General features: G+C 48.4%; 21 protein-coding genes. 8 read left to right on the forward strand and 13 right to left on the reverse strand.

Annotated features, from left to right (window positions below):
* Both MHM95_RS08950 and MHM95_RS08955 read left to right on the forward strand, forming a co-directional pair.
* The gene (locus MHM95_RS08950) at window positions 1–2004 is read left to right on the forward strand and encodes a GMC family oxidoreductase (RefSeq protein WP_239385072.1); all 2004 of its coding nucleotides are present in this window, start codon (window positions 1–3) and stop codon (window positions 2002–2004) included.
* A 4-nt stretch (window positions 2005–2008) separates the two neighbouring features.
* Entirely contained in the window at window positions 2009–2971 is a 963-nt protein-coding gene (locus MHM95_RS08955; protein ID WP_239385073.1) for a DUF2608 domain-containing protein, read from the forward strand.
* 95 nt (window positions 2972–3066) lie between these two features.
* Here the strand turns inward: MHM95_RS08955 and lpdA are convergent, their stop codons facing one another.
* The 5 genes from lpdA to mdh all read right to left on the reverse strand — a co-directional run bounded on the left by lpdA (window position 3067) and on the right by mdh (window position 11293).
* Window positions 3067–4494: a dihydrolipoyl dehydrogenase gene (lpdA, locus tag MHM95_RS08960; protein WP_239385074.1), complete on the reverse strand. Its 1428-nt coding sequence runs from the start codon at window positions 4492–4494 to the stop codon at window positions 3067–3069.
* Window positions 4495–4649: 155 nt separating this feature from the next.
* On the reverse strand, window positions 4650–6557 hold the full coding sequence (aceF, locus tag MHM95_RS08965; protein WP_239385075.1) for a pyruvate dehydrogenase complex dihydrolipoyllysine-residue acetyltransferase: 1908 nt from the start codon (window positions 6555–6557) through the stop codon (window positions 4650–4652).
* A gap of 11 nt (window positions 6558–6568) precedes the next feature.
* Window positions 6569–9235, reverse strand: coding sequence for a pyruvate dehydrogenase (acetyl-transferring), homodimeric type (gene aceE / locus MHM95_RS08970; RefSeq protein ID WP_239385076.1), 2667 nt, complete (start codon window positions 9233–9235; stop codon window positions 6569–6571).
* Between the two features lie 89 nt (window positions 9236–9324).
* Window positions 9325–10074: a pyruvate dehydrogenase complex transcriptional repressor PdhR gene (gene pdhR, locus MHM95_RS08975; RefSeq protein ID WP_022945361.1), complete on the reverse strand. Its 750-nt coding sequence runs from the start codon at window positions 10072–10074 to the stop codon at window positions 9325–9327.
* A 283-nt stretch (window positions 10075–10357) separates the two neighbouring features.
* Window positions 10358–11293: a malate dehydrogenase gene (mdh, locus tag MHM95_RS08980; protein ID WP_022945360.1), complete on the reverse strand. Its 936-nt coding sequence runs from the start codon at window positions 11291–11293 to the stop codon at window positions 10358–10360.
* 229 nt (window positions 11294–11522) lie between these two features.
* Between mdh and argR the strand changes: the two genes are divergently transcribed.
* The gene (argR, locus tag MHM95_RS08985) at window positions 11523–11990 is read left to right on the forward strand and encodes a transcriptional regulator ArgR (protein WP_022945358.1); all 468 of its coding nucleotides are present in this window, start codon (window positions 11523–11525) and stop codon (window positions 11988–11990) included.
* On the opposite strand, the gene MHM95_RS08990 is transcribed toward argR, so the two are convergent.
* The 6 genes from MHM95_RS08990 to MHM95_RS09015 form a co-directional block, all read right to left on the reverse strand.
* On the reverse strand, window positions 11950–12888 hold the full coding sequence (locus tag MHM95_RS08990) for a Dyp-type peroxidase (protein WP_239385077.1): 939 nt from the start codon (window positions 12886–12888) through the stop codon (window positions 11950–11952). The genes argR and MHM95_RS08990 overlap by 41 nt on opposite strands.
* A 92-nt stretch (window positions 12889–12980) precedes the next feature.
* On the reverse strand, window positions 12981–14015 hold the full coding sequence (locus tag MHM95_RS08995) for an ABC transporter ATP-binding protein (RefSeq protein ID WP_239385078.1): 1035 nt from the start codon (window positions 14013–14015) through the stop codon (window positions 12981–12983).
* Window positions 14012–15646 carry an iron ABC transporter permease gene (locus MHM95_RS09000; protein WP_045980575.1) on the reverse strand — a complete coding sequence of 545 codons (1635 nt, stop codon included), beginning with the start codon at window positions 15644–15646 and terminating at the stop codon, window positions 14012–14014. The genes MHM95_RS08995 and MHM95_RS09000 overlap by 4 nt, the downstream gene beginning before the upstream one ends.
* Window positions 15647–15659: 13 nt before the next feature.
* Window positions 15660–16676 carry a Fe(3+) ABC transporter substrate-binding protein gene (locus MHM95_RS09005; protein WP_022945354.1) on the reverse strand — a complete coding sequence of 339 codons (1017 nt, stop codon included), beginning with the start codon at window positions 16674–16676 and terminating at the stop codon, window positions 15660–15662.
* Window positions 16677–17738: 1062 nt separating this feature from the next.
* Window positions 17739–18254 carry a hypothetical protein gene (locus MHM95_RS09010; RefSeq protein ID WP_130148741.1) on the reverse strand — a complete coding sequence of 172 codons (516 nt, stop codon included), beginning with the start codon at window positions 18252–18254 and terminating at the stop codon, window positions 17739–17741.
* Window positions 18255–18548: 294 nt separating this feature from the next.
* Complete coding sequence (locus MHM95_RS09015; protein WP_239385079.1) at window positions 18549–18995, reverse strand: Spy/CpxP family protein refolding chaperone; 447 nt, start codon at window positions 18993–18995, stop codon at window positions 18549–18551.
* 165 nt (window positions 18996–19160) lie between these two features.
* On the opposite strand from MHM95_RS09015, the gene MHM95_RS09020 reads away from it, so the two are divergent.
* Genes MHM95_RS09020 through MHM95_RS09030 form a run of 3 tightly spaced genes read left to right on the forward strand, consistent with a single transcriptional unit; the run spans window position 19161 to window position 22160 of the window.
* Window positions 19161–19844, forward strand: coding sequence for a response regulator transcription factor (locus tag MHM95_RS09020; RefSeq protein ID WP_045980572.1), 684 nt, complete (start codon window positions 19161–19163; stop codon window positions 19842–19844).
* Window positions 19845–21212, forward strand: coding sequence for an ATP-binding protein (locus tag MHM95_RS09025; protein ID WP_239385080.1), 1368 nt, complete (start codon window positions 19845–19847; stop codon window positions 21210–21212).
* A gap of 6 nt (window positions 21213–21218) precedes the next feature.
* Window positions 21219–22160 (forward strand): alpha/beta fold hydrolase, encoded by a 942-nt coding sequence (locus MHM95_RS09030; RefSeq protein WP_022945349.1) that lies wholly within the window; start codon window positions 21219–21221, stop codon window positions 22158–22160.
* Between the two features lie 12 nt (window positions 22161–22172).
* On the opposite strand, the gene panP is transcribed toward MHM95_RS09030, so the two are convergent.
* Together panP and tsaD are read right to left on the reverse strand one after the other, a co-directional pair.
* Window positions 22173–23798: a pyridoxal-dependent aspartate 1-decarboxylase PanP gene (gene panP / locus MHM95_RS09035; RefSeq protein WP_022945348.1), complete on the reverse strand. Its 1626-nt coding sequence runs from the start codon at window positions 23796–23798 to the stop codon at window positions 22173–22175.
* A gap of 241 nt (window positions 23799–24039) precedes the next feature.
* Window positions 24040–25056 carry a tRNA (adenosine(37)-N6)-threonylcarbamoyltransferase complex transferase subunit TsaD gene (gene tsaD / locus MHM95_RS09040; protein ID WP_022945347.1) on the reverse strand — a complete coding sequence of 339 codons (1017 nt, stop codon included), beginning with the start codon at window positions 25054–25056 and terminating at the stop codon, window positions 24040–24042.
* 199 nt (window positions 25057–25255) lie between these two features.
* On the opposite strand from tsaD, the gene rpsU reads away from it, so the two are divergent.
* Together rpsU and MHM95_RS09050 are read left to right on the forward strand one after the other, a co-directional pair.
* Window positions 25256–25471: a 30S ribosomal protein S21 gene (gene rpsU / locus MHM95_RS09045; protein ID WP_022945346.1), complete on the forward strand. Its 216-nt coding sequence runs from the start codon at window positions 25256–25258 to the stop codon at window positions 25469–25471.
* A gap of 21 nt (window positions 25472–25492) precedes the next feature.
* The gene (locus MHM95_RS09050) at window positions 25493–25939 is read left to right on the forward strand and encodes a GatB/YqeY domain-containing protein (protein WP_022945345.1); all 447 of its coding nucleotides are present in this window, start codon (window positions 25493–25495) and stop codon (window positions 25937–25939) included.
* Window positions 25940–26036: the final 97 nt, after the last annotated feature.

Raw genomic sequence — 26036 nt, forward strand, 5'->3', positions numbered from 1 at the left:
ATGATGAATAGCAAAACCGAATATGATGTGGTGATTGTCGGCGCAGGAATCGCAGGTGCCATTGTTGCCTACGAGCTTGGCAAAGCAGGTAAAAAAGTACTTATTTTAGAGGCTGGGCCTGCAGTGCCGGCTGATCGCTCCAAATATATGGATACTTTTTTTAAAGCTGCCGCGAAAACACCCGAAAGCCCGTATCCACCGGCAACACAGAATGCAGTGGCAAATAGCCCAAACAACCCTCTTGGCTTACCCGATCCCAGTACCGAAAACACACCAAGATACACAGTATTACAAGTGGATGCTTGGCGTAAACCGACACAATGTTACTTTGATTATCCACCGCAAGATGCCAATGTCAGCGGCACGAGTTTAAATGCTAAGTTTGCTTTTGCCAGCTCCTACGAACGCATCGGTGGCGGTACCACATGGCATTGGTTAGGCACCTGCTTGCGCTTGTTACCACAAGATTTTGAGCTTAAAACCTTGTATGGCCAAGGGGTTGATTGGCCCGGTGGTGAGCAGTTTTATCAGGACTTAGTGCCGTTTTATGAAAAAGCGGACCAAGAGATAAACGTCGCTGGCGACAAACAGCGGATGCAACGCCTGTATGAGCAGTTTGGCGTCGACCCCAGCGGCACCTACGGTGCTCATTATGATTTCCCCATGCCGGGGATCGTCCCTGCCCTACAAGACAGAGTCTACGAGCATGCCACCTTGGGCATGAAATATGAGGGCAATGAAGTCTATGTATCGCCAACGCCACAGGGACGAAACTCTCGCCCCGGTGAGCGCCGCCAATGCGCCGGCAACACCAACTGCATACCTATTTGCCCTATTCAGGCTAAATATGATGCCACCGTGACCTTGGCTCGAGCACTGCAAACCGGCAACGTTGAGATCCGCTATCAACATGTGGCAAGCAATATCCAGCTCGATAGCACGACCCAACAGGTATGCGCCATTGATTACATCAGCTATACCCATGCTAACGGCATTGCTACAGGTCAGGGTTCGGTCACTGGCAAACGCTTTGTGCTTGCCGCGCACGCTATTGAAACTCCGAAACTACTGCTTATGTCGAATAAAAACCCTGGCTTCGAAAACGGGGTTGCTAACAGCAGCGATCAGGTGGGCCGCAACCTCATGGACCATATTATGTATTTAGGCTGGGGACTAGCGGAGAAGCCAATTTACCCGTATCGCGGTCCACTTTCCACAGGTGGCATTGAATCGCTGCGCGATGGGGACTTTCGTAAACAGCGCTCAGCTTATCGCATCGAGATTGGTAACGAGGGCTGGCAATGGGCTGCTAATGATCCCGGCACGACGCTCGCTGATTTCATATTTGGGCAAAACAATAGTCAGTTGAACGGCAACTCGGTGAATCAACAAGGACAAGAGCTACGCTTAGATGATAACTTACCAGCGAATAGTAAGTTGTTCGGTCAACAACTGGTGCATACCTTGAATCAGGCTTACACTCGCCAACTGCGTTTAGGTTACCTAATTGAGCAACTCCCCGATGCCAATAACCGAGTCGAGCTATCTTCGACGCTGAAGGACAACCTTGGCTTGCCAAGACCCAAGGTCACCTACCGCTTGGCATCCGATTACGAGCGTAAGGCGTTTGTTTCGGCGAAACAAATTACCACAGAGCTGTTCACCCAATTAGGCGCCACCGAATATACTCAAGACCCCGGCGAGCCCAACCTCAGTAATGCCGAGGATGCCTCGGCGACAAAATTCCAATACCAGGATGACAGTGGCACCTTACATAATTTTAAGTTTTATGGCGCAGGGCATATCGTTGGCACCTATCGCATGGGTGATGACCCAGCGACCTCGGTGCTTAACCACCGCCAACAATCATGGGACCATGCTAACCTGTATATGGTGGGAAGCGGTGTGTTTCCAACCATTGGTACTGGTAACCCCACATTGACGATCGCCGCCTTGGCATTTCAAGGTGCTGGCCACATACTCGACGATTTAGCAGGAGCTTAATGCCATGCACTTTTTATCTTTGACTTACTATGCCTTACTTACAGGCATCGCCACCATGACTCTGAGCACCCATGTGTATGCTGAGTCAGCAAAGAGCATTTTAACCACCGATTCGTTTGCTACGCTAGAGCAGCAAGTAATGCAGTGGGGGGAGCCAGAAAACACTCTGGTAGTGATGGATAACGACGATACGCTGACGATGATCGCCTGCGCTGATGACCAATCCCCGAGTGAGTGCCAGTACCTCGGTGGGGCCGCTTGGTATGCGTGGCAAAGTGAGTTAGTCACTGCACAATCAGCTCCGCGTGTCGCCGACACAAGTCTGGAGCTTATTGAAGCCTCTGACCTATTATTTGCGCTTAACACCATGGTTTACACTCGAGATAACGTCCCCGCCATATTGGCAAGGTTAAGCAGTCAAGGGGTGAGGCTAATGGTTGAGACGGCACGTGGTAATCAAACGATTTCTGCTACAGAAGACCAGTTTACCGACTTAACACTACCAAGTGGCGGCGATTTACTGAGCTTTTTTGCCACCTATGCGCCCAAGTTTGCAGGACTTGCTAGTAAAGCCAGCCCCTACTCATCCTGTGATAGTGACAGCCAACGTCGCATTTCTTATCGCCAAGGAGTGATGTATTTGGCAGGCCAAGATAAAGGCAAAAACCTACTGTGCTTTGTGAACCAGTACAACGACACGCTATCACCCGATAAGCAAATTCGTAATATCGCCTTTATTGATGACACACTGGAGAATGTCGAAAGTATAAACCTCGCATTTGCAACTCAAGCGCAGTTCAACGTTGCCGCCTACCACTACACGGCGCTGGCGGCGCATAAAGCGGCACTGACCCAAGGGCCAATGGCGAAAAAGCACCAAGCAAAGGCCACCGAACGCTGGTGTAAGGTAATAAAAACCATGACCAAGGAGCTGATAAAACCAAGCTACACCCGCGAGTGCCGCTAATGTATAGGTAGTGATGGTAGCAACCGCGCTCTGGTCATATGCAAACATAAAAAAACCCGGCACTAAGCCGGGTTTTTAAATTCAGTTGAAGAAGCTTACTTCTTCTTTTTCGCAGCCTTTTTGTTCGGTAGGTCAGTGATTGACCCTTCGAAAATTTCAGCCGCGAGGCCGATTGACTCATTAAGCGTTGGGTGCGCGTGGATGGTTAAAGCGATGTCTTCGGCATCGGCGCCCATTTCCACACCTAGACCAATCTCACCCAGCATTTCGCCAGCGTTGATACCGATCATTGCACCACCGATAAGACGATCTGTGTCTTTATCGAAGATAAGTTTAGTTTGACCTTCGGTGCGTGATGAAGCAATCGCACGACCTGAAGCAGCCCATGGGAATACCGCTGTTTCAATATTCAGCCCCTGCTCTTTTGCTTCTTTCTCAGTGACACCAACCCATGCAATTTCAGGGTCTGTGTAGGCAATTGAAGGAATGCACTTAGGATCAAAATAGTGCTTCTTGCCAGAAATTACTTCAGCGGCAACATGGCCTTCATGAACAGCTTTGTGAGCAAGCATAGGCTGGCCAACGATGTCACCAATGGCATAGATATGCTCAACATTGGTCTTCATTTGCTTATCGGTGTTGATAAAGCCGCGCTCATCAACGTTAACACCGGCTTTGTCGGCATCAACCAACTTACCATTTGGTGTACGACCAACAGCAACTAATACTTTGTCGTAACGCACAGGCTCCGCCGGCGCATTTTTGCCTTCAAAAGTAACGTATAGACCGTCGTCTTTCGCTTCAACACCGGTTACCTTAGTCGATAGCATAACGTTGAACTTGTCTTTAACGTACTTTTGGTAAATCTTGATAACGTCTTTGTCCGCAGCCGGAACTAGCTGATCAGCAAATTCAACAACGTCGATTTGTGAGCCAAGAGCGCGGTATACAGTGCCCATTTCAAGACCGATAATACCACCACCTAGTACCAATAGTTTTTCTGGTACGTCTTTAAGCTCAAGCGCACCAGTCGAGTCAATAACACGCTCGTCTTCTGGAATGAAAGGTAGGTTCACCGGCTGTGAACCAGCCGCGATAATAGCATTATCAAAAGTGATGGTGGTTTTGCCGTCATCGCCTTCTACGTCAATGGTGTTGCTGCCAGTGAATTTACCGTAGCCGCTCACGACTTTCACTTTACGCATTTTTGCCATGCCGTCTAGGCCGCCAGTTAGCTGACCAATAACAGAGTCCTTCCAATCGCGGATCTTGTCTAGGTCAATTTCAGGCTTGCCAAAAGAAACACCGTGTGACGCCATTTCGCTCGCGTCATCAATCACTTTAGCAACGTGTAGAAGTGCTTTTGAAGGGATACAACCGACATTCAAGCACACACCACCTAGGGTCGCGCGTGACTCAACGAGGGTCACTTCCAAATCTAAATCCGCAGCACGGAATGCCGCAGAGTAACCACCAGGACCACCGCCTAGTACAACGACTTGTGTTTTGATTTCGTTGCTCATGCTATTACCTTATTTTGTCCGAACGGGAAGCAATGACACGGTTTGCTGTCAACATGCCATCGCTCACAAAAATTGTGCAAAGATTGTATCATTGCAATTTAAAAAAATCCCAGTAAAAACCGATTACTGGGATTAAAGTTCATTATCTGTATGGCTTACATTACCAAGTGGCGAATATCGCTTAGGTAATTTGCCAGAGTCACAGTAAAGCGTGCTGCCAGCGCACCGTCAATAACACGGTGGTCGTAAGAGCAGCTTAGCGGCACCATTAAGCGCGGCTCAAACTCTTTGCCATTCCACTTCGGTTTAAAGTCTGACTTAGAGACACCCAAAATAGCCACCTCAGGCGCATTGACGATAGGCGTAAACGCAGTGCCGCCGATGCCACCGAGGCTAGAGATGGTGAAACAACCGCCCTGCATATCGGCCGAGGTTAGCTTACCATCGCGGGCCTTTTTGGAGATATCCATAAGCTCGCGTGATAACTCCATAATGCCTTTTTTGTTGACATCACGAACCACAGGAACAACGAGACCATTAGGGGTATCAACCGCAATGCCGATGTGTACATACTTTTTCAGAATCAAGCTCTCGCCGTCTTCTGAAAGTGACGAGTTAAAGGTTGGGAATTCTTCCAACGCCTTGGCCGCCGCTTTCATCACAAACACCAATGGGGTGATTTTAACGCCCAGCTTTTTCTTCTCAGCTAGCGCGTTTTGCTCTTTACGGAATGTCTCTAAGCTGGTGATATCAGCTTCATCGTATTGGGTTACATGAGGAATATGTACCCAGTTACGGTGTAAGTTAGCACCAGATAGCTTTTGAATACGCGATAGCTTCTTCTCTTCGACTTCACCAAACTTGCTGAAGTCGACTTTTGGCCATGGGATCAAGTCGACACCGGCACCGCTGCCGCCTTTACCTGCACTACCGGATTCAACTTGCTTCACTAAGTCTTTCACATAGTTTTGCACGTCTTCTTTTAACACCCGGTTTTTACGGCCTGTGCCTTTGACTTTCGCTAGGTTAATACCAAACTCACGGGCCAAACGGCGCACTACCGGTGAAGCATGGGCATAATCAGCATTTTCAACGAAGTCTTCACGCTTCGCCGGCGCTGGGCCACTGGCCTTTTGCTCTTGCGGTTGCGCGTCGCTTGCCGTTGTTGATTGTTGCTTAGCCGGAGCCTGTTGCTGTGCAGGGGCATTGCCTTGCACCTCAAAGGTAAAGATTAAGCTGCCCGTTTTCACGGTATCGCCCACGGCAACTTTCACTTCTTTTACTTTGCCGGCAAAAGGAGCAGGCACTTCCATAGAAGCTTTATCGCCTTCAACGTTAAGAATCGACTGCTCTTCATCAACGGTGTCGCCGGCACGGACCATCACTTCGGTCACTTCAACTTCGTCGCCGCCAATATCCGGCACCGTCACTTCTTTAACTTCAACACTGCCGCTGTCTTTGTCTGCTTTCGCTTCTGGCTTGTCGCTATCGCTCGAGCTTGGGCTCTCGGCACCGCCACCGCCTGCGGTTTCAAAGATAAATACCAGCGACCCTGTCTTTACGGTGTCGCCGACATTGATTTTGATTTCTTTAACTTTACCGGCTTGTGGCGCAGGCACTTCCATAGAAGCTTTATCGCCTTCAACGTTAAGAATTGATTGTTCTTCTTCAACGCTATCACCAACACTGACCATAATTTCGGTGACTTCAACTTCGTCATCACCAATATCAGGCACAGTAATTTCCACCTCGGCGCCGGCTTCATTGCTAGCACCGCTGTTGTCCTCACTGCTGTCTGCCGCCTCGCTTTGCTCGGCATCGGCATTGCCTTGCTCGCCTTCGAAAATCATAATCAAAGTGCCAGTAGAGACGGTATCGCCCTCTTTCACTTTGATCTCTTTTACTACGCCCGCTTCGCTGGCAGGTACTTCCATAGAGGCTTTATCACCTTCTACGGTAATCAAAGATTGCTCAACTTCAACCTTGTCGCCTACCGAGACAAGCACTTCGGTGACTTCAACTTCATCGCCACCAATATCAGGTACGTTAATTTCAATGCTCATTTGCAAACCCCTTAAGCGTGCAGCGGGTTAATCTTGTCGGCATCAATGTCGAACTTCTTGATTGCTTCTGCAATCACAGATTTTTCTACATCGCCACGTTTCGCTAATTCTGTTAGTGCAGCAACCACCACGTAACCTGCATTCACCTCGAAGTGGCGGCGCAGATTCTCGCGGCTGTCGGAGCGGCCATAGCCATCGGTACCCAGTACGCGATATGACTCAGCCGGGATGAAAGCACGAATTTGTTCGGCGTAGTTCTTCATGTAGTCGGTAGCCGCAATCGCAGGCTCTTCACCTAATACAGTTTGCAGATACGGCACTTTCGCCTCTGCCTCTGGGTGCAGCATGTTATAGCGGTCGGCTTCTTGACCATCACGGGTGATCTCATTAAACGAGGTTACCGAGAATATATCTGAGCTAACGCCGTAGTCATCACTTAGAATTTGCGCTGCTTTGCGCACTTCGTTCATGATCGTACCCGAGCTTAATAGCTGTACTTTGCCCTTGTTGCCTTTGTAGCTTTCAAGCTTATAAATACCCCTACGGATCCCTTCTTCCGCACCTTCTGGCATGGCTGGCTGATGATAGTTTTCGTTCATCAACGTCAGGTAGTAGTAGATATTTTCTTGGTCTTCACCATACATACGGCGAATACCATCTTGAACGATAACCGCGACTTCATAGCCGAAGGTTGGGTCATAAGAAATACAGTTCGGCACGGTGTTCGCAAGAATATGGCTGTGGCCATCTTCGTGCTGCAACCCTTCACCGTTAAGCGTTGTTCGCCCTGCGGTGGCACCGAGTAAGAAACCACGCGCTTGTTGGTCACCGGCCATCCACGCCATATCACCCACACGTTGGAAACCAAACATCGAGTAGTAGATGTAGAACGGGATCATCGGTAGGTCGTTAGTGCTGTATGAGGTCGCTGCAGCAACCCATGAGGACATCGCACCGAGCTCGTTAATACCTTCTTGCAACACCTGACCTTTTTGATCTTCTTTATAGTAAGCAACGATATCACGATCTTCTGGGCTGTAATTTTGGCCCCGTGGATTATAAATACCAATTTGACGGAACAAGCCTTCCATACCGAAAGTACGTGCCTCATCGGCAATAATTGGCACAATGTTTTTGCCAATGCCTTTGTCTTTTAGCAATACATTAAGAGTACGCACAAATGCCATGGTGGTGGAAATATCACGCTTTTGCTCTTCAAGTAATTGCTTGAACGCATCCATCTGTGGCAACTGCAACTGTTCGCTGAAATTAGGCAAACGCGTTGGCGTGTAACCATGCAACTCTTTACGACGGGCGTGCATATACTCGTACTCTTTTGAGCCTTCTTCTAAGGTCAGGTACGGTAAGTCTTTAAGCTCATCTTCGGAAACAAGATCTTCTAACCCTAGGCGCTTACGTAAGTGAGCCACGTGGGTCATGTCCATTTTCTTCACTTGGTGAGCAATGTTTTTACCTTCGGCGGCATCGCCCATACCATAACCTTTAACGGTTTTCGCTAAGATCACCGTAGGACGGCCCTTGGTATCTTGCGCCGATTTAAAGGCTGCGAATAGCTTCGATGGCTCGTGACCACCGCGCTTTAAGGCAAAGATTTCGTCGTCGGTCATATCGGCAACAAGAGCTGCTGTTTCTGGGTAACGACCGAAGAAGTGCTCGCGCACATAAGCACCGTCTTTTGACTTATAGGTTTGGTAATCGCCGTCAACCGTTTCGTTCATCAGCTGTAGCAATTTACCGGTGGTGTCTTTAGCCAGTAATTTATCCCAGCCACTGCCCCACACGACTTTGATGACGTTCCAACCAGCCCCTTTGAACAGGCCTTCAAGCTCTTGGATAATCTTGCCATTACCCATAACTGGGCCATCTAGACGCTGCAGGTTACAGTTAATTAGGTAGCATAAGTTGTCCAGACCTTCACGAGCGGCAAAGGAAATTGCGCCCCGTGATTCTGGCTCATCCATTTCACCATCACCTAGGAAGGCATAAACGCGTTGGTTGCTGGTGTCTTTCAGGCCACGACCTTCAAGATACTTGAGGAAGCGAGCTTGATAGATTGAAGCGATAGGGCCTAGACCCATAGACACAGTTGGGAACTGCCAAAACTCAGGCATCAACTTAGGGTGTGGGTATGAAGGTAACCCTTTTCCATCTACTTCTTGACGGAAATTATCAAGCTGCTCTGCGCTCAGGCGCCCTTCGACGAAGGCACGTGCATAAATACCCGGTGAAATGTGACCTTGGTAATACACCAAATCACCACCGTCTTGCTCATTTGGCGCGCGGAAGAAGTGGTTGAAGCAAACTTCATAAAATGCCGCTGATGATTGGAAAGACGCCATGTGTCCACCCAAGTCAAGATCCTTTTTCGAGGCACGCAGAACAATCATAATCGCATTCCAGCGAATGATAGAGCGGATACGACGCTCAACGTTCACATCACCTGGGTACGCTGGCTCTTGGTCAGCGGGGATGGTATTGACGTAGTTTGTGGTAGTGCCAGTTGGCATATCTACGCCATCAAGACGTGCTTGCTCTAGCACTTGTTCAAGGATGTATTGAGCTCGCTCAACGCCCTCTTCACGCACAACCGACTCAAGGGCTTGTAGCCATTCCTGGGTTTCGAGTGCGTCTACGTCAACGTTATTGACTTCAGACATATGGAGTTTTCCTTATGTTTAAAATACGAATTTAAAATGCCAAAAAGCCCCAGCTTAAGCGCGATGCTCAACTGAGGCTCACAGCGAATTTATTGTGCTCTGGTACGTCGCAAAGAGCGCTCAATACGCGAATGCTCTTTCGTTGCTTCCAGTAAGGCTTCTTCGATAAAGGCTAAGTGCGCATTACTGGCCAAGCGTGCCTCTTCTGGGCGGCCTTCAATGACGGCGTCCATCAACACTTTGCGGTGCTGCGCTAATTGCTGCGACACGGCGGTTTTCTTCATCAATACCTGCAAGTTTTGCAGTACGTTTTGCTCTAGTAAAGCTTGCATGCCACGCACCAAGTGCAGTAACACCACGTTATGAGACGCTTCAGCGATACAAAAGTGAAAAGCATTAATAGCTTTCGCTTTGGCACTCAGGTCATCACTTACTTGCGCTATTTTTTCAAAGCTATGCTTTACCTTTACAAAGTCATTTTGAGTCCCGCGCAATGCCGCATAATAGGCGGCGATACCTTCGAGGGCGTGGCGAAACTCAAGCAAATCAAACTGCGACTCTGGGTGCTTACTGATCAACTCAAACAGTGGATCACTTAAGCCCTCTTCCAATTGATTCTTTACAAAGGTGCCACCGCCTTGGCGGCGCGTAACCAACCCCTTGGCTTCGAGTTTTTGAATTGCCTCACGCAGCGATGGGCGTGATACTTCAAACTGCTTAGCCAGCTCACGCTCAGGCGGAAGCTTTTCCCCTGGTGCCAGCGATCCCTCAAGAATCATATTCTCAAGCTGGGCCAAGATCACGTCCGATAATTTCGCTGCTTTTACTTTCAATGACATCGTTGATTTATGCTTTGGGTAAATTGGTCATACCAAAAAGTGCGGTTAAGGTATCAAATTCACCGCAAGCTGTCAAAATTGACCCAGTTCACATCAATTTTTATTCAGCCAATTATGGTGGATATGCGCGCAAATTAAAGTAATTTACGCTTAGCGACAAATGGTCAGACCAGTAAAAGAAAAGGAAATAGATGCACAAAAAAGCCCCTATAGCAGAACTATAGGGGCTTTTAGCATGATATCGCTATTAACCAATATCATGAAGTAACGGCCATAGCGGCTATTACTTATTCATGAAGTCGATGCCTTCTTGAATATCTTTATTCAAGGTGCCTAGCATGTCTTCTTTGGCTTGTTGTTCAAAGGCGCTTAGTTCACCGTAAGAAAGCAACTCTTCGACACCATTTTTACCAAGACGTACTGGCTGAGCGAAGAACTGTGCGTCTTCACCATTGCCTTCAACATAGGCGTATTCAACAACATCTTCACCTTGCATGCCTTTGACTAGTGACAAGCAGAAGCGCGCTGCAGCTGCGCCCATAGAAAGTGTAGCGCTACCGCCACCGGCTTTTGCTTCAACAACTTCGGTACCGGCGTTTTGGATACGCTTAGTTAGCGCAGCAACTTCCTCATCAGAGAAGCTCGCACCTTCTACTTGAGACAGTAGAGGTAGAATAGTCGTCCCTGAGTGACCACCAATTACTGGCACTTTCACGTCGTTCACGTTCAGGCCTTTTAGCTCAGCAATGAAAGTTTCTGCACGGATCACGTCAAGTGTGGTTACACCAAATACGCGTGCAGGGTCATAAGTGCCCGCTTTTTTGAATACTTCAGCCACGATTGGCACTGTGCCATTGACTGGGTTAGTGATAACACCGACCATGGCTTTCGGGCAGTTTTTAACAATGCCTTCGGCTAGCGTCTGGACAATGCTGGCGTTTACATTGAACAAATCAGCGCGGTCCATGCCCGGCTTACGCGGCATACCCGCTGGGATTAAAACAATGTCACAACCGTTTAGTGCTGCGTCTAAGTCTTCTTTACCGAAGCCCTTTACATCAACCGCAGTTGGGATGTGTGATAGGTCAACTGCAACACCAGGAACCACAGGGGCTACGTCGTATAGAGCAAGCTCAGAACCAGCAGGAAGGCTATTTTTTAGTAGCAAAGAGAGCGCTTGACCGATACCACCGGCAGCACCTAAAACGGCAACTTTCATTTTAATTCTCCGTAAAATAACGAGATTGGGTTATCAAGATTTGGGTCATCTGACCTTTTGGTGGCCTTAAAGATAATGAAAAGCGCCGATAAAGACAAATTTATCCGCGTTATTTTGACGATAATCTCGACCATAGTCGTAAACTTCACTGTAAACCTCAGTGCCTTGGATGAAATAACCCCGGTTCTTGGGTAGAATGATAAGACTTTAAGCTACAAAGACCATTATTATGCACGCGCAAGAAAAACAAGAAGCCTTGGTAAAAGCCTTTAAAGCCCTCCTAAAAGAAGAAAATTTCGGCTCACAAGGAGAGATTGTTGATGCCTTAAAAGAACAAGGCTTCGATAACATCAGCCAAAGCAAAGTTTCGCGCATGCTCAGCAAGTTTGGTGCGGTGCGTACACGCAACGCCAAACAAGAAATGGTCTATTGCTTACCCGCAGAATTAGCCGTTCCCACTGCGAAGTCGCCACTACGCCAATTAGTGCTGGATATAGTTCACAATGAGATGATGATCATCATCACCACCAGCCCGGGTGCAGCACAATTAATCGCGCGCTTGCTCGATTCTCTCGGTAAGGCCGATGGCGTGCTGGGAACCATTGCCGGGGATGACACCATCTTTATTGCCCCCGCCAAAGTCTCTGAAATTGATATTACTCTGGAGCGGGTGCGTAAGCTGTTTGAGAACGTGTAGCCAACGACTTTAGAAAATCCACCGAGGGGGCAAAAAACGCTGAGCCCATGTCGGCTTGGGTAAAGTCCAGCCAAGCATCATAATGATGATGATCCCCTAGCTGACTTTTCAGCATTTGCGTAAACGCGTCGCCACTGGCGGCGCAGGTCACCGACAGCAAGCCTTGCTTGGTCATGGTGCCAAAAGGCATGCCCTGGTGCAGTAACAGCGGCTCGCCTTTTTCATCTTTCAACTCTGAGCGCGCCGCGTGACTGTTGGCATTAATCGGCATTAGCAGCTCGGCATCCAGACGAGTACGGCCAATCACCAACTCTTGTTCTTCAGTACTGAGCGTTTGCCAGGCATTGAGGTTGTGGGTAAAGCGCTGGACGTGCACATAACTGCCTTTTACAAAATCATTGCCGGGGTCATTAATGAGGGCCGTGAGATTCTTTTGCCGCCCATGAGGCGTATCTGGAGCGTAAAGAAAGCCATTAAAATCACGCCCGTCTAAAAAGCGATAACAGGTGATCTCCTCGACAAGCTCCACATCACTGCCTAACAGCTTCAATACTCGCTGGCCAAATAGATGATTGACATCTTCCCGGTCCGAGCGAATTTGTATAAACAAATCGAACGGCTGTGCTAGCACGTGGTGGTCACGGTTGGGGATACTCGGAAAGCTCGCTAATTCTGCAGGCATGGCATCGGGATGAAAATGCGGCCAGTACTGCGCACCTATGGCGACAAAGCTGGAAACCATGGCCTCAGAGAAGCGATCATCGTATTCGCTTTGCAGGTCCACTAACTGTGCGAGCTTACTTTTAACTGCGTGATCATGGCCATCAAGGACATTGAGAAACAAGTGCAAGCCGTGCAAATTGGCCTGCGCGCACACACCGGATTGCGCTCTGGGCATTAAGTTACCATTCCTTTCGTTGTTATTGTTAGCAGCGCCTATTACCGGCGCTAAGCCGCCCGCGCGGCTACATATAGGCTATGAATTCGCGCTTAATCAGCGAAGAAATTCACAGAGTGTGGGGTAATTGTAAGCGATAGCTTCTGACTCGGCAAAAACTCTTGTTCAGCTTTAGCAGGAATTTCAACTTCTTGAGCAAACACGCTGACGCGATAAACGTATTCTGTGCCGACAAAACGCTGTGATAGTAACGTCACTTCACCGTGTTCATCACCAATCAATTGCATATCGTGAGGACGAACATACGCTTGCCCCTTCCCCGATGATGGCAAAGGCTGTAAAGAGCGCACAATACCAAAGGGCGTTTGTACATGCTCGGCATCAACGATAGTGGCATCAATATACACACCCGTGCCTAAGAACTCTGCCACGACTTTAGAGTTAGGGTGCTGGAATAATTGTTTCGCCGTGCCTTGCTGCGCAATTTGTCCGTTGTGCATGACCGCTAATGTGTCGGCAAAGGCAAATGCTTCTTCTTTGGAGTGGGTCACAAAAATAGCAGAGACGCGCTGGTCTTTAATAATGCGGCGAATGTCAGCGATTAGTTGAAAACGCACCTGATGGTCAATATTCGAAAACGGCTCATCAAGCAGCAATAGGCTAGGTTTGTATGCCAGCGCTCTAGCTATGGCAACACGTTGCTGTTGGCCGCCTGAAAGCTGGTGTGGATAACGCCCTCCACACTCATCTAGATGCACCAGTGCGAGCATTTCGGCGACCCGCTGCTGTTTGTTTGCTTTGCTCATGCCCTTTAAACCAAAGGCTATGTTTTGCGCCACGGTTAAGTGTGGAAACAGCGCGTAATCCTGAAACATCATGCCCATGTTGCGGTGCTGTGGGGGCACGCAATGCTGGTCACTACACAGTACCTCTTTCCCTAAGCGGATCACCCCTCGGTGCGGGCGTATAAGCCCAGCAATGGCTTTTAGTGTGGTCGTTTTGCCGCAACCGCTGGCGCCTAGCAAACACAAAATCTCATCGTCTGCTAAAGTCAGGCTTAAATTGTTGACCACCGCCCGCTCAGCGTATTCGAAACTAATGTTGTCTAATTCTAGTTGCGCTGTCATGACCGAGAATGCTCCATTGAGCGGTTAATAAAATACAAGGGCAGTAGCCCCACTAATACAATAAATAGTGCCGACACTGAAGCCAGCTCTAATTGCTCATCGCTAACATACTGAAACACATGGGTCGCCAATGTTTCAAAGTTAAATGGCCGCAACAGTAATGCTGCTGGCAACTCTTTCATGCACTCGATAAACACTAATAAGGCAGCGGTTAAGATACCGCGTTTCAGAATGGGAATATGCACGCCAAGTAAGGTTTGTCGCTCATTGCGGCCCATGGAGTGGCTGGCCATATCCAAGCTCGGGCTAATGCGGCTAAAGCTTGATTCTATGGCGCCATGGGCAATGGCGTAAAATCGCACCAAGTAACCAAACACGATGGCAAATATAGTACCGCTTAAGAATAACCCTGGTTGATAGTCATACTGGGCGAGCCAATCATTAATGCCGATTTCTAAACTAGTCAGAGGTAACAGCACCGCAATGGCTAAAACGGTGCCAGGTAAGGCGTATCCAGTGCTGGCTAAGCGCCCAGGCCACAGTGCATATCGTGCTGTACTCAAGCGCTGGTAGTACACCACAAGAATACTCAGGGTAATGGCGAGGATGCTGACCATAGTGGCAATTTTTAGGCTTTGCCAAGCATAGAGGAAAAACTCATCATTCCACGCTTGGTCAAAATAATTAAACGCGTAGCTAACCAGCACCGCCGTCGGAATAGCGAAAGCAAGCGCCAAAATAACTAAGGCAAAGCCTGTAGCTGCCAACGCTTTAGCTCCTTTGAGAGTATAAAGAGGCTCACCGCTTAGCTGGGTTTGGCGCTCAAACACGGCGCGGTTGCGGCGCGAATAACGCTCAATAATGATAGCCAAAAACAAAATGAGCAGCATGATCCCTGAGATTTTCGCAGCGGCGGTTAATGAATAATACCCAAACCAAGTATCGTACACCGCTGTCGTTAGGGTGCTTACGGCAAAGTAATTGACGGTGGCAAAATCCGCCATCGCCTCCATGCTAATTAAGGTTATAGCGGCGACAATCGCCCCTCGAGCTAAAGGAAGACTGACTTTAAAAAAGCCTGCAACTGGGCCGTGTCCCATAATATGGGCGGCTTGAACCAGCTTATGAGACTGCTCCTTCAGCGCGGTTTTAAAAATTAAGAATAAGTAGGGGTACAGCACTAACGCAATCATCACAATTGCGCCACCGAGCGTACGAATATCAAAAAACCAGTAATCATCCGGCGACTGCCAACCAAACCACTGCCGTAACTGGATTTGCACCGGACCAGCATAATCCAGTAAGTCGGTATAAACATAGGCAATAAGATAGGTAGGCATGGCTAAGGGCAGCATCAAAGCCCATTCAAAGTGTTTTCGCCCCGGAAAGTCGCAGCAGGCGACCAGCCACCCTAAAGGCAACGCAATCAAGCAACTCAGTAGCGCTACACCGAGGATCAACACTAAGGTATTACGGGTATAATCCCACAGCACCGTATCCCAGAGGTGGTTAAACACGTTGGGATCACTTTGCAAGGACTCAAAAATAAGGAAAGCTAACGGTAACGACAGGCCTAAGCCTGTCGTCCACGCAATAAGCTGCCACGATGACAGCGAGAATTTAAAGCGCATCAATACCCAGTAATTAAAGGTCGAATTTTACCTCATCGAGCAGCTTCAACGCCGTTTGACGATGTTTACTGATTTCCGATAAAGGCAGAGAGTCCTCTTTAAAGTCACCCCAAGAGGCAACTAACTCAGACAATGGCACACCCTTTTTCACTGGGTATTCCATATTCACAGAGGCATACATATTTTGCGCTGTATTGTCGGTCATAAACTCGATCAGTTTCAAGGCGTTATCCTTGTTTTTAGCATACTTTGTTAAGGCAACGCCGGAGACATTAACGTGTGCTCCTCGGTCTTGTTGGTTAGGAAAGTTAATATAAACGGCATCAGCCCAAGTACGTTGTTGCTCGTCTTGCATCATTTTTCCAAAGTAATAGCTGTTACCGATGGCCACATCGCACAGCCCTTCTTTTACGGCCTTAACCTGCGCTCGATCATTGCCCTGCGGTTTACGGGCAAGGTTCTGCTTTAACGCGGTTAACCACTGCTTGGTTTGCGCTTCGCCATGATGGGCAATCATAGATGCGACCAACGCCAAGTTATAAGGGTGCTTGCCTGAGCGCATGCACACCTTACCTGCAAATTGCTCGCTCCCCAGGTCTTCATAGCGCACGCTGCTTAACTGGCCCACACGTTCTTTTGACGAGTAGACATTGCGCACCCGTTTGGTTAATGCCACCCATTGCCCATTGGGGTCGCGGAAGCTAGCAGGAATATTGTCGGCCACCGCGTCGCTATTAATGCTTTGCGTTAGCTCCATATCGTCTAGTTGCATTAAGGCACTAAAATTAGAGGTAAGTACTAAATCAGCGCGAGTATGCTTGCCTTCACGCTTTAAGCGCTCAATAAGCCCTTTTTTCGCAAACACCACGTTGGTCTCTATTCCCGTTTGTGCTGTAAACTTCTCTAGTATGGGCTCAATAAGAAAAGGCTGACGAAACGAGTAAATATTGACGCTGTCTTGCGCCAAGGTGGGAGCGGCTGTTAACGTAGTGAGTAACGATGCCAAGCCCAAAGCCAATGCTTTTTTCATAAAGCCTCCAATAGATAAAAATAATTCTCAAGCGCATCATATCTTTTGCACCGCAAAAGTACAGCACCATCATCACAATATAAACACCAGCTGAACAACTTCCATCTTTGCCCGAATTACTGTGAGATATATCTCACATAGCATCAGGTTATTGCGTCATTTGCGATAAAGAACAGCACGCAAAAATACACAAAACACTGATAATTAATAGATTTTAAATTATTTCGTTTATTTTACTAAATCAGTTTTTGTTACCACTACCTGACCTGTACCTAATTCATCCTTATACTGTCTCCATCGCTTGTAAGGGCATATGGGCGATAAAGTTAAGGAAAGCCAACCTCAAAGGACGGACCGGAAGTTCAAGGACAGGCGCAGGACGCGTAACGCAACGGACACGCAGACAGGACGGTAGGATTTGGCAAGATGCCATAGAAGGACAGGTGCAGGACGCATAACACAAGGGAATTGTTATTCTAAGGATAGTCAAGGGAAACGGCAAGATGCCAATATGGACAGATGCAGGATGCATAACGCAAAGGAGTTGCTACTTTAAGGACAGCAAAGGAAAAAATAGGCAGGATGCCGAGCACACCGGACGTGATACTCAAGGTTGAGTATAGGACAGGCGAGTGAACGCAGCTCACAAAGGAAATGTGAATAAGGACAGCGAAGGATTTGTCAGTGATAGCTCCACTGAGGATTATGTGCAGGATGTACATATCACAGGAAGTACAGGATGAGCTAAACAATCATAGCAGTCATAATGCGAACCACATGCGACTGACTTGGATGTGTATCACAGGTTTATACAGGAAGTGGACAAGGATGAACCTACAAAGCGATTTGTAGCGCTCACTACGGTGAGTAAAGGAACATTGGACTTGCTCCAATCCCGGCAGGAAGCTGGAAATTATTCCGTCAGCGCGGCCTTCAACGGCCGCGTATTTTTTTGTCTATCTTTTTGTCTATCGCACACGCCTAGTGGTGATACTCAGATAGACAACTGTAACTGTGCCGTGCACTGAAGCACCGTATTCCACTACTTTTACACATCAGTCGTTATTGTAAAAAAGCCTGCTTAGAGTTTACCTCACACTGCTCTACAGGACGGGCTTGAAGCGAGCGACTCACCACCCAACAGTCGTCATAAATTGAGCAGTAACACAGCTCAATTTCGAGGCGTTTATCTATCTTTAAGATATTTTCTACAGCCTCCCCTTTGTATACCAAGGGCTTTATCATTTCGCCTGCAGGAAGCGTGGTTGAACTGATATGGGATTGGTAAATGGAGTCGAACTCAGGTAAATCCGACCACCGCTGCAAATACCGCTTACCGATACTGACTTTTACATACTTAATAATGGCCGGGCCCGTGCCTCTATTCGCCACGCCATAACTAAAGCGATCCTTTCCTTTGCTTCTGAAAACCTCTACTTTTGGCCACACAGAAGCTTTCGCGTAGGCGCGATCTATGTACGCAGAATAAATAGAGATAAAGGCCGTAATTAAGCCAATAAAAAGCGCGGTCAGCGCAATGAGCATTTCTGGATTTTTGTACCACTTCTGTTTTTCCAACAACTTAGTCCTTTAATACGCGAAGCCGCTGTATTGTGTTCGCTCCGTAAACTTGGGCCCTACCCTAATACAGCATCGATAAAGGTTATTTCCGTGGCCCAGGGGAGAGAGAAAACCACGAGATACCTGATCAACTTTAAGCATTTATACTTTAGTAAGCTATCGAGTCATAGCTCAACGTTATTATTGATAGCAAAATTTGCTATCGCTTACTAGCACTTAAGCCCAAGTCACTGAAAATGTCCGCACAAAAAAACGACCCAATGGGCCGTTTACGTGCACTGACATAAAATTTTAATGACCACGCTTATGATGGCCGCGCGACTGAAGCTTTTCCTTGAGCTCCTGCAACTTTTGTTGCTGCTGCTCGGTGAGTAAGTTCCATATTTGATGCTGGGTGTGTAACCGTGCAATCTTACGTTCAAGCTGTTTAGCTTGCTGCTCTTGGATTAACGCTCGCGCAGCCTGCTCATCGAAGCTCGCATTGGTGTGCGTTAAGGCATTTAGCTGCTGTTTCATGTCACCACGCTGGCCTCGCTGCGGCTGCAGTTGCTTTTGCGCATCTAAAATAGCGTCGATTTGGCTCTGTTGCTGCTCGCTAAGCTGTAAATAATTGGCCATACGTTTGTTAAACATACCACGCTCACCATGGTTGTGGTGACCGCCTTGACCAGCAAACACGGCGCTGGATGCCAAGGCTAAAGAAAACAACGTCGCGCTAATACTCTTACCTAGTTTCATTGTGGACTCCTTGTTTGTCCTGATTGAAAACAATTCACAGTGCCTAGCATAGCGCCGTCAACGCAAAGCACTGTCAGGGCGGTGTAAAGGTTATGTAAAGGATTCACACTGCTGGCAAGGGATAAGGTAGTATAGCGTTGTCGCTGTATACGTACTGGGAATGACATGCATATTTTACTAACCGACGATGATACTGAACTGGCGCAAATGCTCAGCGAATACCTACAGAGCCAGCATTTCCAAGTGACCTGTGCGCATGATGGAAAAACAGGCTTGGAGCTTGCCGAAACTGGCAATTTTGATCTGTTATTACTGGATGTCATGCTGCCAGAGTTAGATGGCTTCGAGGTCTTAAAAAGGCTCAGAGCTCAATCGCTGATGCCAGTCATCATGCTGACCGCCAAAGGCGATGATTTTGATCGTATTTTTGGCCTCGAGCTCGGTGCCGATGACTATATCCCCAAGCCTTTCAACCACCGAGAGCTGCTCGCCCGCGTCAAGGCCATTACTCGACGCATCGAGCATATCAATGCCACTAAGCCTCGTCAGGACTTACAGTTTGCCGGTCTGGATATGTGTATGCATAGCCGCAGCGTCAGCGCCAATACACAGCCTTTGGCACTCACCGGCACTGAGTTTGCTATTTTGCACTTATTACTACAACAACCGGGCACCGTGATCAGTAAAGAGCAAATAAGTGAACAAGTGTTGGGCCGCCGCTTAGCGCCATATGACCGCTCTATTGACATGCATGTCAGTAACTTGCGCAAGAAAATAGCCGAACACATTGAGGCCGAGCGTATTCGCACGCTACGCGGTGCCGGTTACGTCTTGGTGGGAGATGCGTAAATGCGGCCATTGTTTAGCAAACTCTATGTGAAAATATTCTTGTGGTTTTGGCTCACCCTAGCCGCGACCTTCGCGTTGCTTGCCGGGCTAAGCTCGATGAGCTTCAGTGAACTGTCTTATGAGCCTTTACGCGGTGGCGATGCGCACTACTTAAAGCGCTTAGGGCATGCCATTGAGCGCAGTGCTAATAAACACGATATCAGCGCTGAGCAGCTCATCAACCATGGCCGCTTTGCCAAAAGAAAGCAGCTTTATCTGTATTCTGTTGACCAAGATAAAGCGCTACAGAACTTCACCCCACCCCACGACATTGGCCTCAATGAGCTTAATTTTCGCCAGAGCATGGCTCCACAAATGATTTTCCACGAGCACTTTCAAGCATTAGGCCCTTTGCTGATCACCCTACCGGACGGGCAATATCAGCTGTATGAGCTGCGCCCCGGGCGCAAGCTACCTTGGTTATTGCGGCTCAAACTCATGCCTACTTGGCTTAAAGTAGTTGTGGCTTTGGGTGCCTCTTTATTGTTGAGTTTGCTGTTTACCCGTACCTTGATCACACCGGTCAATGCGCTACGAAGCGCCGCGAAAGACATCGCCGCAGGTAATTTACAAAGTCGTGCGCCGAGTAACGTGCGCCATGATGAGCTTGGCGTTCTCACCGACGAGTTCAATGCCATGGCGGCGCGTCTAGAAACCCTTGTGAATAGTCAACGTTCGTTGTTGGGTGATATTTCTCATGAGCTACGCTCGCCATTAACGCGACTCTCGCTCGCCTGTGCATTAGCCCAAGACAGTGCCGATAGCGCAACCTTATTACAACTGCAGCGCATAGAAAAAGAAGCCAAGCAGCTTGATACTCTTATTGCCCGTATTTTGATGCTCTCACGGCTAGAAAATCGTCAACAAAGTATTGTGCGCCAGCGCATCAGTGTGCGTGAGTTACTGGCTCCAGTGTTTGCCGACGCCAAGTTCGAGGCCGACTCTGAGCATAAGCAGCTCTCTCTTGCTGAGCTCAGTGATAGCCATTTCCTCAACATTGACCCCCAAGTGGTAGCCAGTGCCTGCGATAACTTACTGCGTAACGCAATCAAATATGCCAATCAGCATATTGAAGTGAGCTTGCAGTGGATAGACACGATAATGCTACTGTCTATTAGCGACGATGGTCCTGGCGTTGCTGAGCATGAGCTTGCCCATCTCAAGGAACCCTTTTACCGCGTTGGCTCTGCGCGCAGCCGCGACAGTGGTGGCACCGGTTTAGGCTTAGCGATTGCCAACAAGGCTATAGAGGCCCACAATGGGGAACTTGTATTGCAAAATAATCCTCAAGGTGGTTTAGTAGCGACCATAAAACTCCCTACGACCTGATACTGAATGTTCTACTCCAGCGAAGCACTACTGCATAAAAATGATGACGCCATCGCGCAATTTTGGCAGCAAGATATGCAAAAGGGCTTTGTGGACACACGCCAAGGTAAGTTATTTTACGCCTATCATTTACCCTACCAAGCTGACTTTGCGTTAGTGATCAGCTCAGGGCGCATTGAAGCGGCACAGAAATATCAAGAACTGCTGTGGGAGTTTGCGCGTAATAACATTGCCGTGTTTATTGTTGATCATCAAGGTCAAGGGCGCTCTTATCGCCATCTTGAAGATAGCCACAAAGGGTATGTAGGGCACTTTGATGATTACAGCCAAGACCTTGCGCAATTCGTCAACGAGGTGGTTGAACGTCACTGGCAAGGGAAAAAAATACTCCTTGGCCACTCCATGGGGGGAGCAATCGCCTTAGATTATCTTTGTCACCACCGCCATTCGTTCAGCGGCGCGTTTTTAAGCGCTCCGATGCTGCAACTGGATACCGGTAATATCAAAGCTTGGCAAGCACGCCTGTGGGCATGGCTAATGACTTTAGTCGGCCAAGGCGGGCGTTATGTCCCTGGACACGGCCCTTATCGTAATATCCCCTTTGCAGAAAATGAACTGACCCATAGTGAAGCCCGGTATACACGTTTTCGCCAGCTATATGAGCAGCACAGCGATATGCAATTAGGGGGGGTGACTTACGCCTGGCTTAACGCCGCTTTTGCCGCTATCAAGAAGCTACGGACCTGCCAATGTCCTGTGCCGTTATTTGTCGCTGCAGCACAATGCGATACCGTGGTTGACCCAAGTCCTTATAACGACTTTATTCATGGTCAACGCCAAGCTGTATTAAAAACCTACCAAGGGGCTAAGCATGAGCTTTTGTGTGAGCACGATACGGTGCGTAAGCCACTCATTCGCGACTTACTCACCTTCTGTCAGGGCTTGTAGTTTAAGGCAGGATTAAAGGTACTTAGACAAGTACTTTTTGTACATCGGATCTGAGGCGGCTAATTCACGCTGCTCTGCAAGAATGTCCTTAAGTATCGCTTTCGATGTGAGTGGGTTCGCCAATACCACACGAAATACCACCGTAGGCTGATAACCGTAGGCAGCTGGAGTCAACCGGGTACGCGATACAAATGAACGCCCCGCCTCACGCTGGCGCTTTTGCATGCTAGCGGTGAAACGATTCAATGCGGCGTAAATATCCAGCTTGGTTTGCTCATCCGCCTGCTGCAACCGTGCCTTTATTTTCTCTGGCACATAACGGTAGGTTAATAAGCACAGTTCAGGCTCGGAGATCAGTTCAAAATCCGCTTCCGATTTAATTAAATCAGCGAAAAAGCGCGCTTTCTCTAAGCTTTTATCGATCAGCATCTCATAGCCTTTACGACCGATAATACGTAAGCAGGCATGCACCAACATCGCCATTCCCGGGCGGCTACCCTCTAAAGTATGACTGCCTAAATCTTTTGAACCTTTACGCAGTATATATTCAGCGTGGTGCTCTATGGCGTCGGTCGCGCTGGGGTCTTTAAATAACACGATTCCCGCGCCCATAGGCACATACATTTGTTTGTGCGCATCAATGGTGATGGAGTCTGCACGCTCAATGCCACTGAGCAGATGACGGTGATTATTCGATAACAAGGTGGCTCCACCCCAAGCCGCATCGACATGGAAGTGACAGCCTAGCTCCTCGGCCAGATCAGCCATGTCATTCAACGGGTCGATATTGCCGGTTTCGGTGGTCCCAGCGACTCCCACCAAGGCCATCACTTTGATGCCTTGGGCTTCGAGGGCACGTGCCTCTTTGCGCATCGCCGCAACATCGACTTTATTATCTTCATCGGTAGGAATCGCGATAAAGTTATCGCGGCCAATACCGAGCACATCGGCGGCCTTACCAAGGGAATAATGGCCTCGCTCGGAAACCAATACCGCCAAACCTTTGTAGCCGTAGTGGAACATCGCCGACACCAATCCTTGGGCGCCAATGCCTTTAAAATCACCTTCGGCCTTAAGCAAGCAATTGCGCGCTATCCACAAGGCGGTAATGTTCGCCACCGTGCCCCCGGAGCAAAACGCACCGAGCGAGGTTTTGGCGCTATGCATCCACTTGTCGTAAAACTTTTGCTCGCGACCATACGCCATATGATGCAGCATGCCGACCACTTGGCGCTCTAAAGGAGTAAAAGCTTTGGAGGTTTCGATCTTTACCAGGTTTTGGTTAAGACCCACCATGAGTTTGGACAGTGGCAGCACAAAATGAGGCAACGCCGAGGTCATATGACCAATAAAGCTCGGGGCAGCGGTATGCACGGAATGCGCTACCAGCTTTTCCATGATGTCCTGAGCATGGGCACTGACAAACATCGGCTCTTCGGGAACCTGAGCTGATTCAAAGTCGCGCTCGATTTCATGCAGCGGTTTTTCAACCGCAGCAATGTTCTCATTTAAAAAGCCAGCTAGATTACTAGAAATCTCGGCTTCTATTTTACTGAGCGTTGAGTCCGGTGCCTCTGGCACCGTAAAGACGCGCATCAAGCTCTGCTCTGATGCGACGGCAAAACGCTTATCACTCATGACATACCTAAATGCATTGGCTTTAAGGCGGTGACGGGTTGCTTAAAGCAGTTCAATTTAATTGCGCTCACTTTATAGCAATCACCTTAGAAAGTCTTGCAGCTTTGGTCAAATTTAAGAAAGTTAGGTGAATTTTTTACGACATTACCAGCATAAGCGGCACTTATACTGGTACAAAAGAATGAATTAACAATGCCTCATCTAAGGCTGCGCGCATGGATTGAACATGCGCACACGACCCTTAAGCAATGCTCGGTAAACTATCTATTGGCCAGCGCGGCATAACTTGCGTGCTCACATCACCAGTTTGCCCTGCTTTTAGGCGCTGCATGCCGGCGTAGGCGATCATCGCACCATTATCTGTACAAAAAGCTGGGCGCGGATAGTACACTTCACCTTGCATGCCTTGCATTACCTTCGCCAACTGTTCACGTAAATAAGTATTGGCACTGACTCCACCGGCGATCACCAAACGTTTTATACCGGTTTGCTTAAGTGCTCGCTTACACTTAATCGCCAAGGTATCGATCACCGCTGTTTGAAAAGCATGGGCAATATCAGCCTTCGTTTGTGAGTCGTCTCCTTCATTACGAATGGTATTCGCCGCAGAGGTCTTCAACCCGCTAAAGCTAAAATCCAAACCAGGTCTGTCGGTCATTGGTCGGGGAAACTTAAAGCGCCCCGGCGTGCCTTGCTCTGCCAACTTCGCCAATAAGGGTCCGCCAGGATAATCTAACCCAAGTAACTTTGCGGTTTTATCGAAGGCTTCACCGGCAGCATCATCCACCGACTCACCAAGCACTTGGTATTCACCGATATTGCTAACCTTTACCAACAGCGTATGCCCTCCGGATACCAACAGAGCCACAAAAGGAAACTCTGGAACTCGCTCTTCCAACATCGGTGCCAGCAAATGCCCTTCCATATGGTGAACCGCCACAGTAGGGAGCTGCCACCCATAGGCTAAGGAGCGTGCAATGGATGAGCCTACTAATAAGGCCCCGACAAGGCCTGGGCCTGCGGTATAGGCCACGCCATCTAAATCCTCAGGGCCACATTTTGCTTCGGCAAACGCAGCTTCAATTAAAGGCAATGTCTTACGCACATGATCGCGCGATGCTAATTCAGGCACCACGCCGCCATAATCGGCATGCATTTTCACTTGGCTATATAATTGATGCGCAAGCAAACCTTGTTCATCGTCATAAATAGCAATCCCGGTCTCGTCACAGGAAGATTCTATTCCCAAAATGCGCAATGTGAGTCTCCTACATGGGCTTAGGTGGCATGGATAAGGCCGCATATTCTACTTGGTTGCTGCAATTTTACCAGTATTGTGATATTTATTCTTTACACACGGGGGTAAGTCGGATTACAATGCCGCACCATTTTTGAACCACTTGATCATAATTTGATCAGATGAGTGAAGCTCATTTAGTTAGGTAGGTGAATTTTTAATGCCAGTAGTTAAAGTAAGAGAAAACGAGCCGTTTGACGTAGCTCTACGCCGCTTCAAGCGTTCATGTGAAAAAGCAGGTATCCTTTCAGAAGTTCGTCGTCGCGAGCACTATGAAAAGCCAACCGCTGCGCGTAAGCGTAAAAAAGCGGCTGCTGTTAAGCGTCACATGAAAAAGCTTTCTCGCGAAAACGCACGTCGCGTTCGTTTATACTAATCGCTTCTCGGTCTTGATGTCATGAGTCTTTTAGTTACCTTAAAAGATGCACAAAAAGACGCGATGCGTGCCAAGGACAAAATGCGCCTTGGTGCTGTGCGTTCAGTATTAGCAGCCATTAAACAGCGTGAGATCGACGAGCGCATTACCTTAGACGAAGCCGCGATTACCTCGGTTATCGTTAAGCTCGTTAAGCAACGCCGTGATTCTTATACTCAGTATAAAGACGCCGGTCGTGACGATCTCGCTGATGTGGAAGCTGCCGAAATTGCGGTTTTAGAAGAGTTTCTTCCAAAACCACTGAACGAGGATGAAATCAATCAACTGATTGATAACGCCATCGCCGACACCGGTGCCCAAGGCATGCAAGACATGGGTAAAGTGATGGGCGTAATTAAGAGTCAAGCTGAAGGCCGTGCCGATATGGGCAAATTATCAGGCCTTATTAAACAGCGACTCAGCGCCTAGATTGCGAAAGCAAATTCAAGCAAACCGAGCCTTGTGCTCGGTTTCTTCGTTTGTGCACGATTGAAAAATAAAGTCACTGCGACAGCTCCATTTCTTC

This window comes from Pseudoalteromonas sp. CnMc7-15 (assembly GCF_022347925.1).
GTDB classification, from domain to species: Bacteria; Pseudomonadota; Gammaproteobacteria; order Enterobacterales; family Alteromonadaceae; genus Pseudoalteromonas; species Pseudoalteromonas ruthenica.

What these genes read in the sequence shown, in the direction of transcription:
- MHM95_RS09050 (WP_022945345.1), top strand. Translation starts at nt 25,493, where the DNA reads ATGAGTCTTTTAGTTACCTTAAAAGATGCACAAAAAGACGCGATGCGT.
- MHM95_RS08955 (WP_239385073.1), top strand. Translation starts at nt 2,009, where the DNA reads ATGCACTTTTTATCTTTGACTTACTATGCCTTACTTACAGGCATCGCC.
- MHM95_RS08950 (WP_239385072.1), top strand. Translation starts at nt 1, where the DNA reads ATGATGAATAGCAAAACCGAATATGATGTGGTGATTGTCGGCGCAGGA.
- argR (WP_022945358.1), top strand. Translation starts at nt 11,523, where the DNA reads ATGCACGCGCAAGAAAAACAAGAAGCCTTGGTAAAAGCCTTTAAAGCC.
- MHM95_RS08990 (WP_239385077.1), bottom strand. Translation starts at nt 12,888, where the DNA reads ATGCCCAGAGCGCAATCCGGTGTGTGCGCGCAGGCCAATTTGCACGGC.
- pdhR (WP_022945361.1), bottom strand. Translation starts at nt 10,074, where the DNA reads ATGTCATTGAAAGTAAAAGCAGCGAAATTATCGGACGTGATCTTGGCC.
- rpsU (WP_022945346.1), top strand. Translation starts at nt 25,256, where the DNA reads ATGCCAGTAGTTAAAGTAAGAGAAAACGAGCCGTTTGACGTAGCTCTA.
- MHM95_RS09015 (WP_239385079.1), bottom strand. Translation starts at nt 18,995, where the DNA reads ATGAAACTAGGTAAGAGTATTAGCGCGACGTTGTTTTCTTTAGCCTTG.
- MHM95_RS09030 (WP_022945349.1), top strand. Translation starts at nt 21,219, where the DNA reads ATGTTCTACTCCAGCGAAGCACTACTGCATAAAAATGATGACGCCATC.
- MHM95_RS08995 (WP_239385078.1), bottom strand. Translation starts at nt 14,015, where the DNA reads ATGACAGCGCAACTAGAATTAGACAACATTAGTTTCGAATACGCTGAG.
- lpdA (WP_239385074.1), bottom strand. Translation starts at nt 4,494, where the DNA reads ATGAGCAACGAAATCAAAACACAAGTCGTTGTACTAGGCGGTGGTCCT.
- MHM95_RS09025 (WP_239385080.1), top strand. Translation starts at nt 19,845, where the DNA reads ATGCGGCCATTGTTTAGCAAACTCTATGTGAAAATATTCTTGTGGTTT.
- panP (WP_022945348.1), bottom strand. Translation starts at nt 23,798, where the DNA reads ATGAGTGATAAGCGTTTTGCCGTCGCATCAGAGCAGAGCTTGATGCGC.
- MHM95_RS09020 (WP_045980572.1), top strand. Translation starts at nt 19,161, where the DNA reads ATGCATATTTTACTAACCGACGATGATACTGAACTGGCGCAAATGCTC.
- aceF (WP_239385075.1), bottom strand. Translation starts at nt 6,557, where the DNA reads ATGAGCATTGAAATTAACGTACCTGATATTGGTGGCGATGAAGTTGAA.
- mdh (WP_022945360.1), bottom strand. Translation starts at nt 11,293, where the DNA reads ATGAAAGTTGCCGTTTTAGGTGCTGCCGGTGGTATCGGTCAAGCGCTC.
- aceE (WP_239385076.1), bottom strand. Translation starts at nt 9,235, where the DNA reads ATGTCTGAAGTCAATAACGTTGACGTAGACGCACTCGAAACCCAGGAA.
- MHM95_RS09000 (WP_045980575.1), bottom strand. Translation starts at nt 15,646, where the DNA reads ATGCGCTTTAAATTCTCGCTGTCATCGTGGCAGCTTATTGCGTGGACG.
- MHM95_RS09005 (WP_022945354.1), bottom strand. Translation starts at nt 16,676, where the DNA reads ATGAAAAAAGCATTGGCTTTGGGCTTGGCATCGTTACTCACTACGTTA.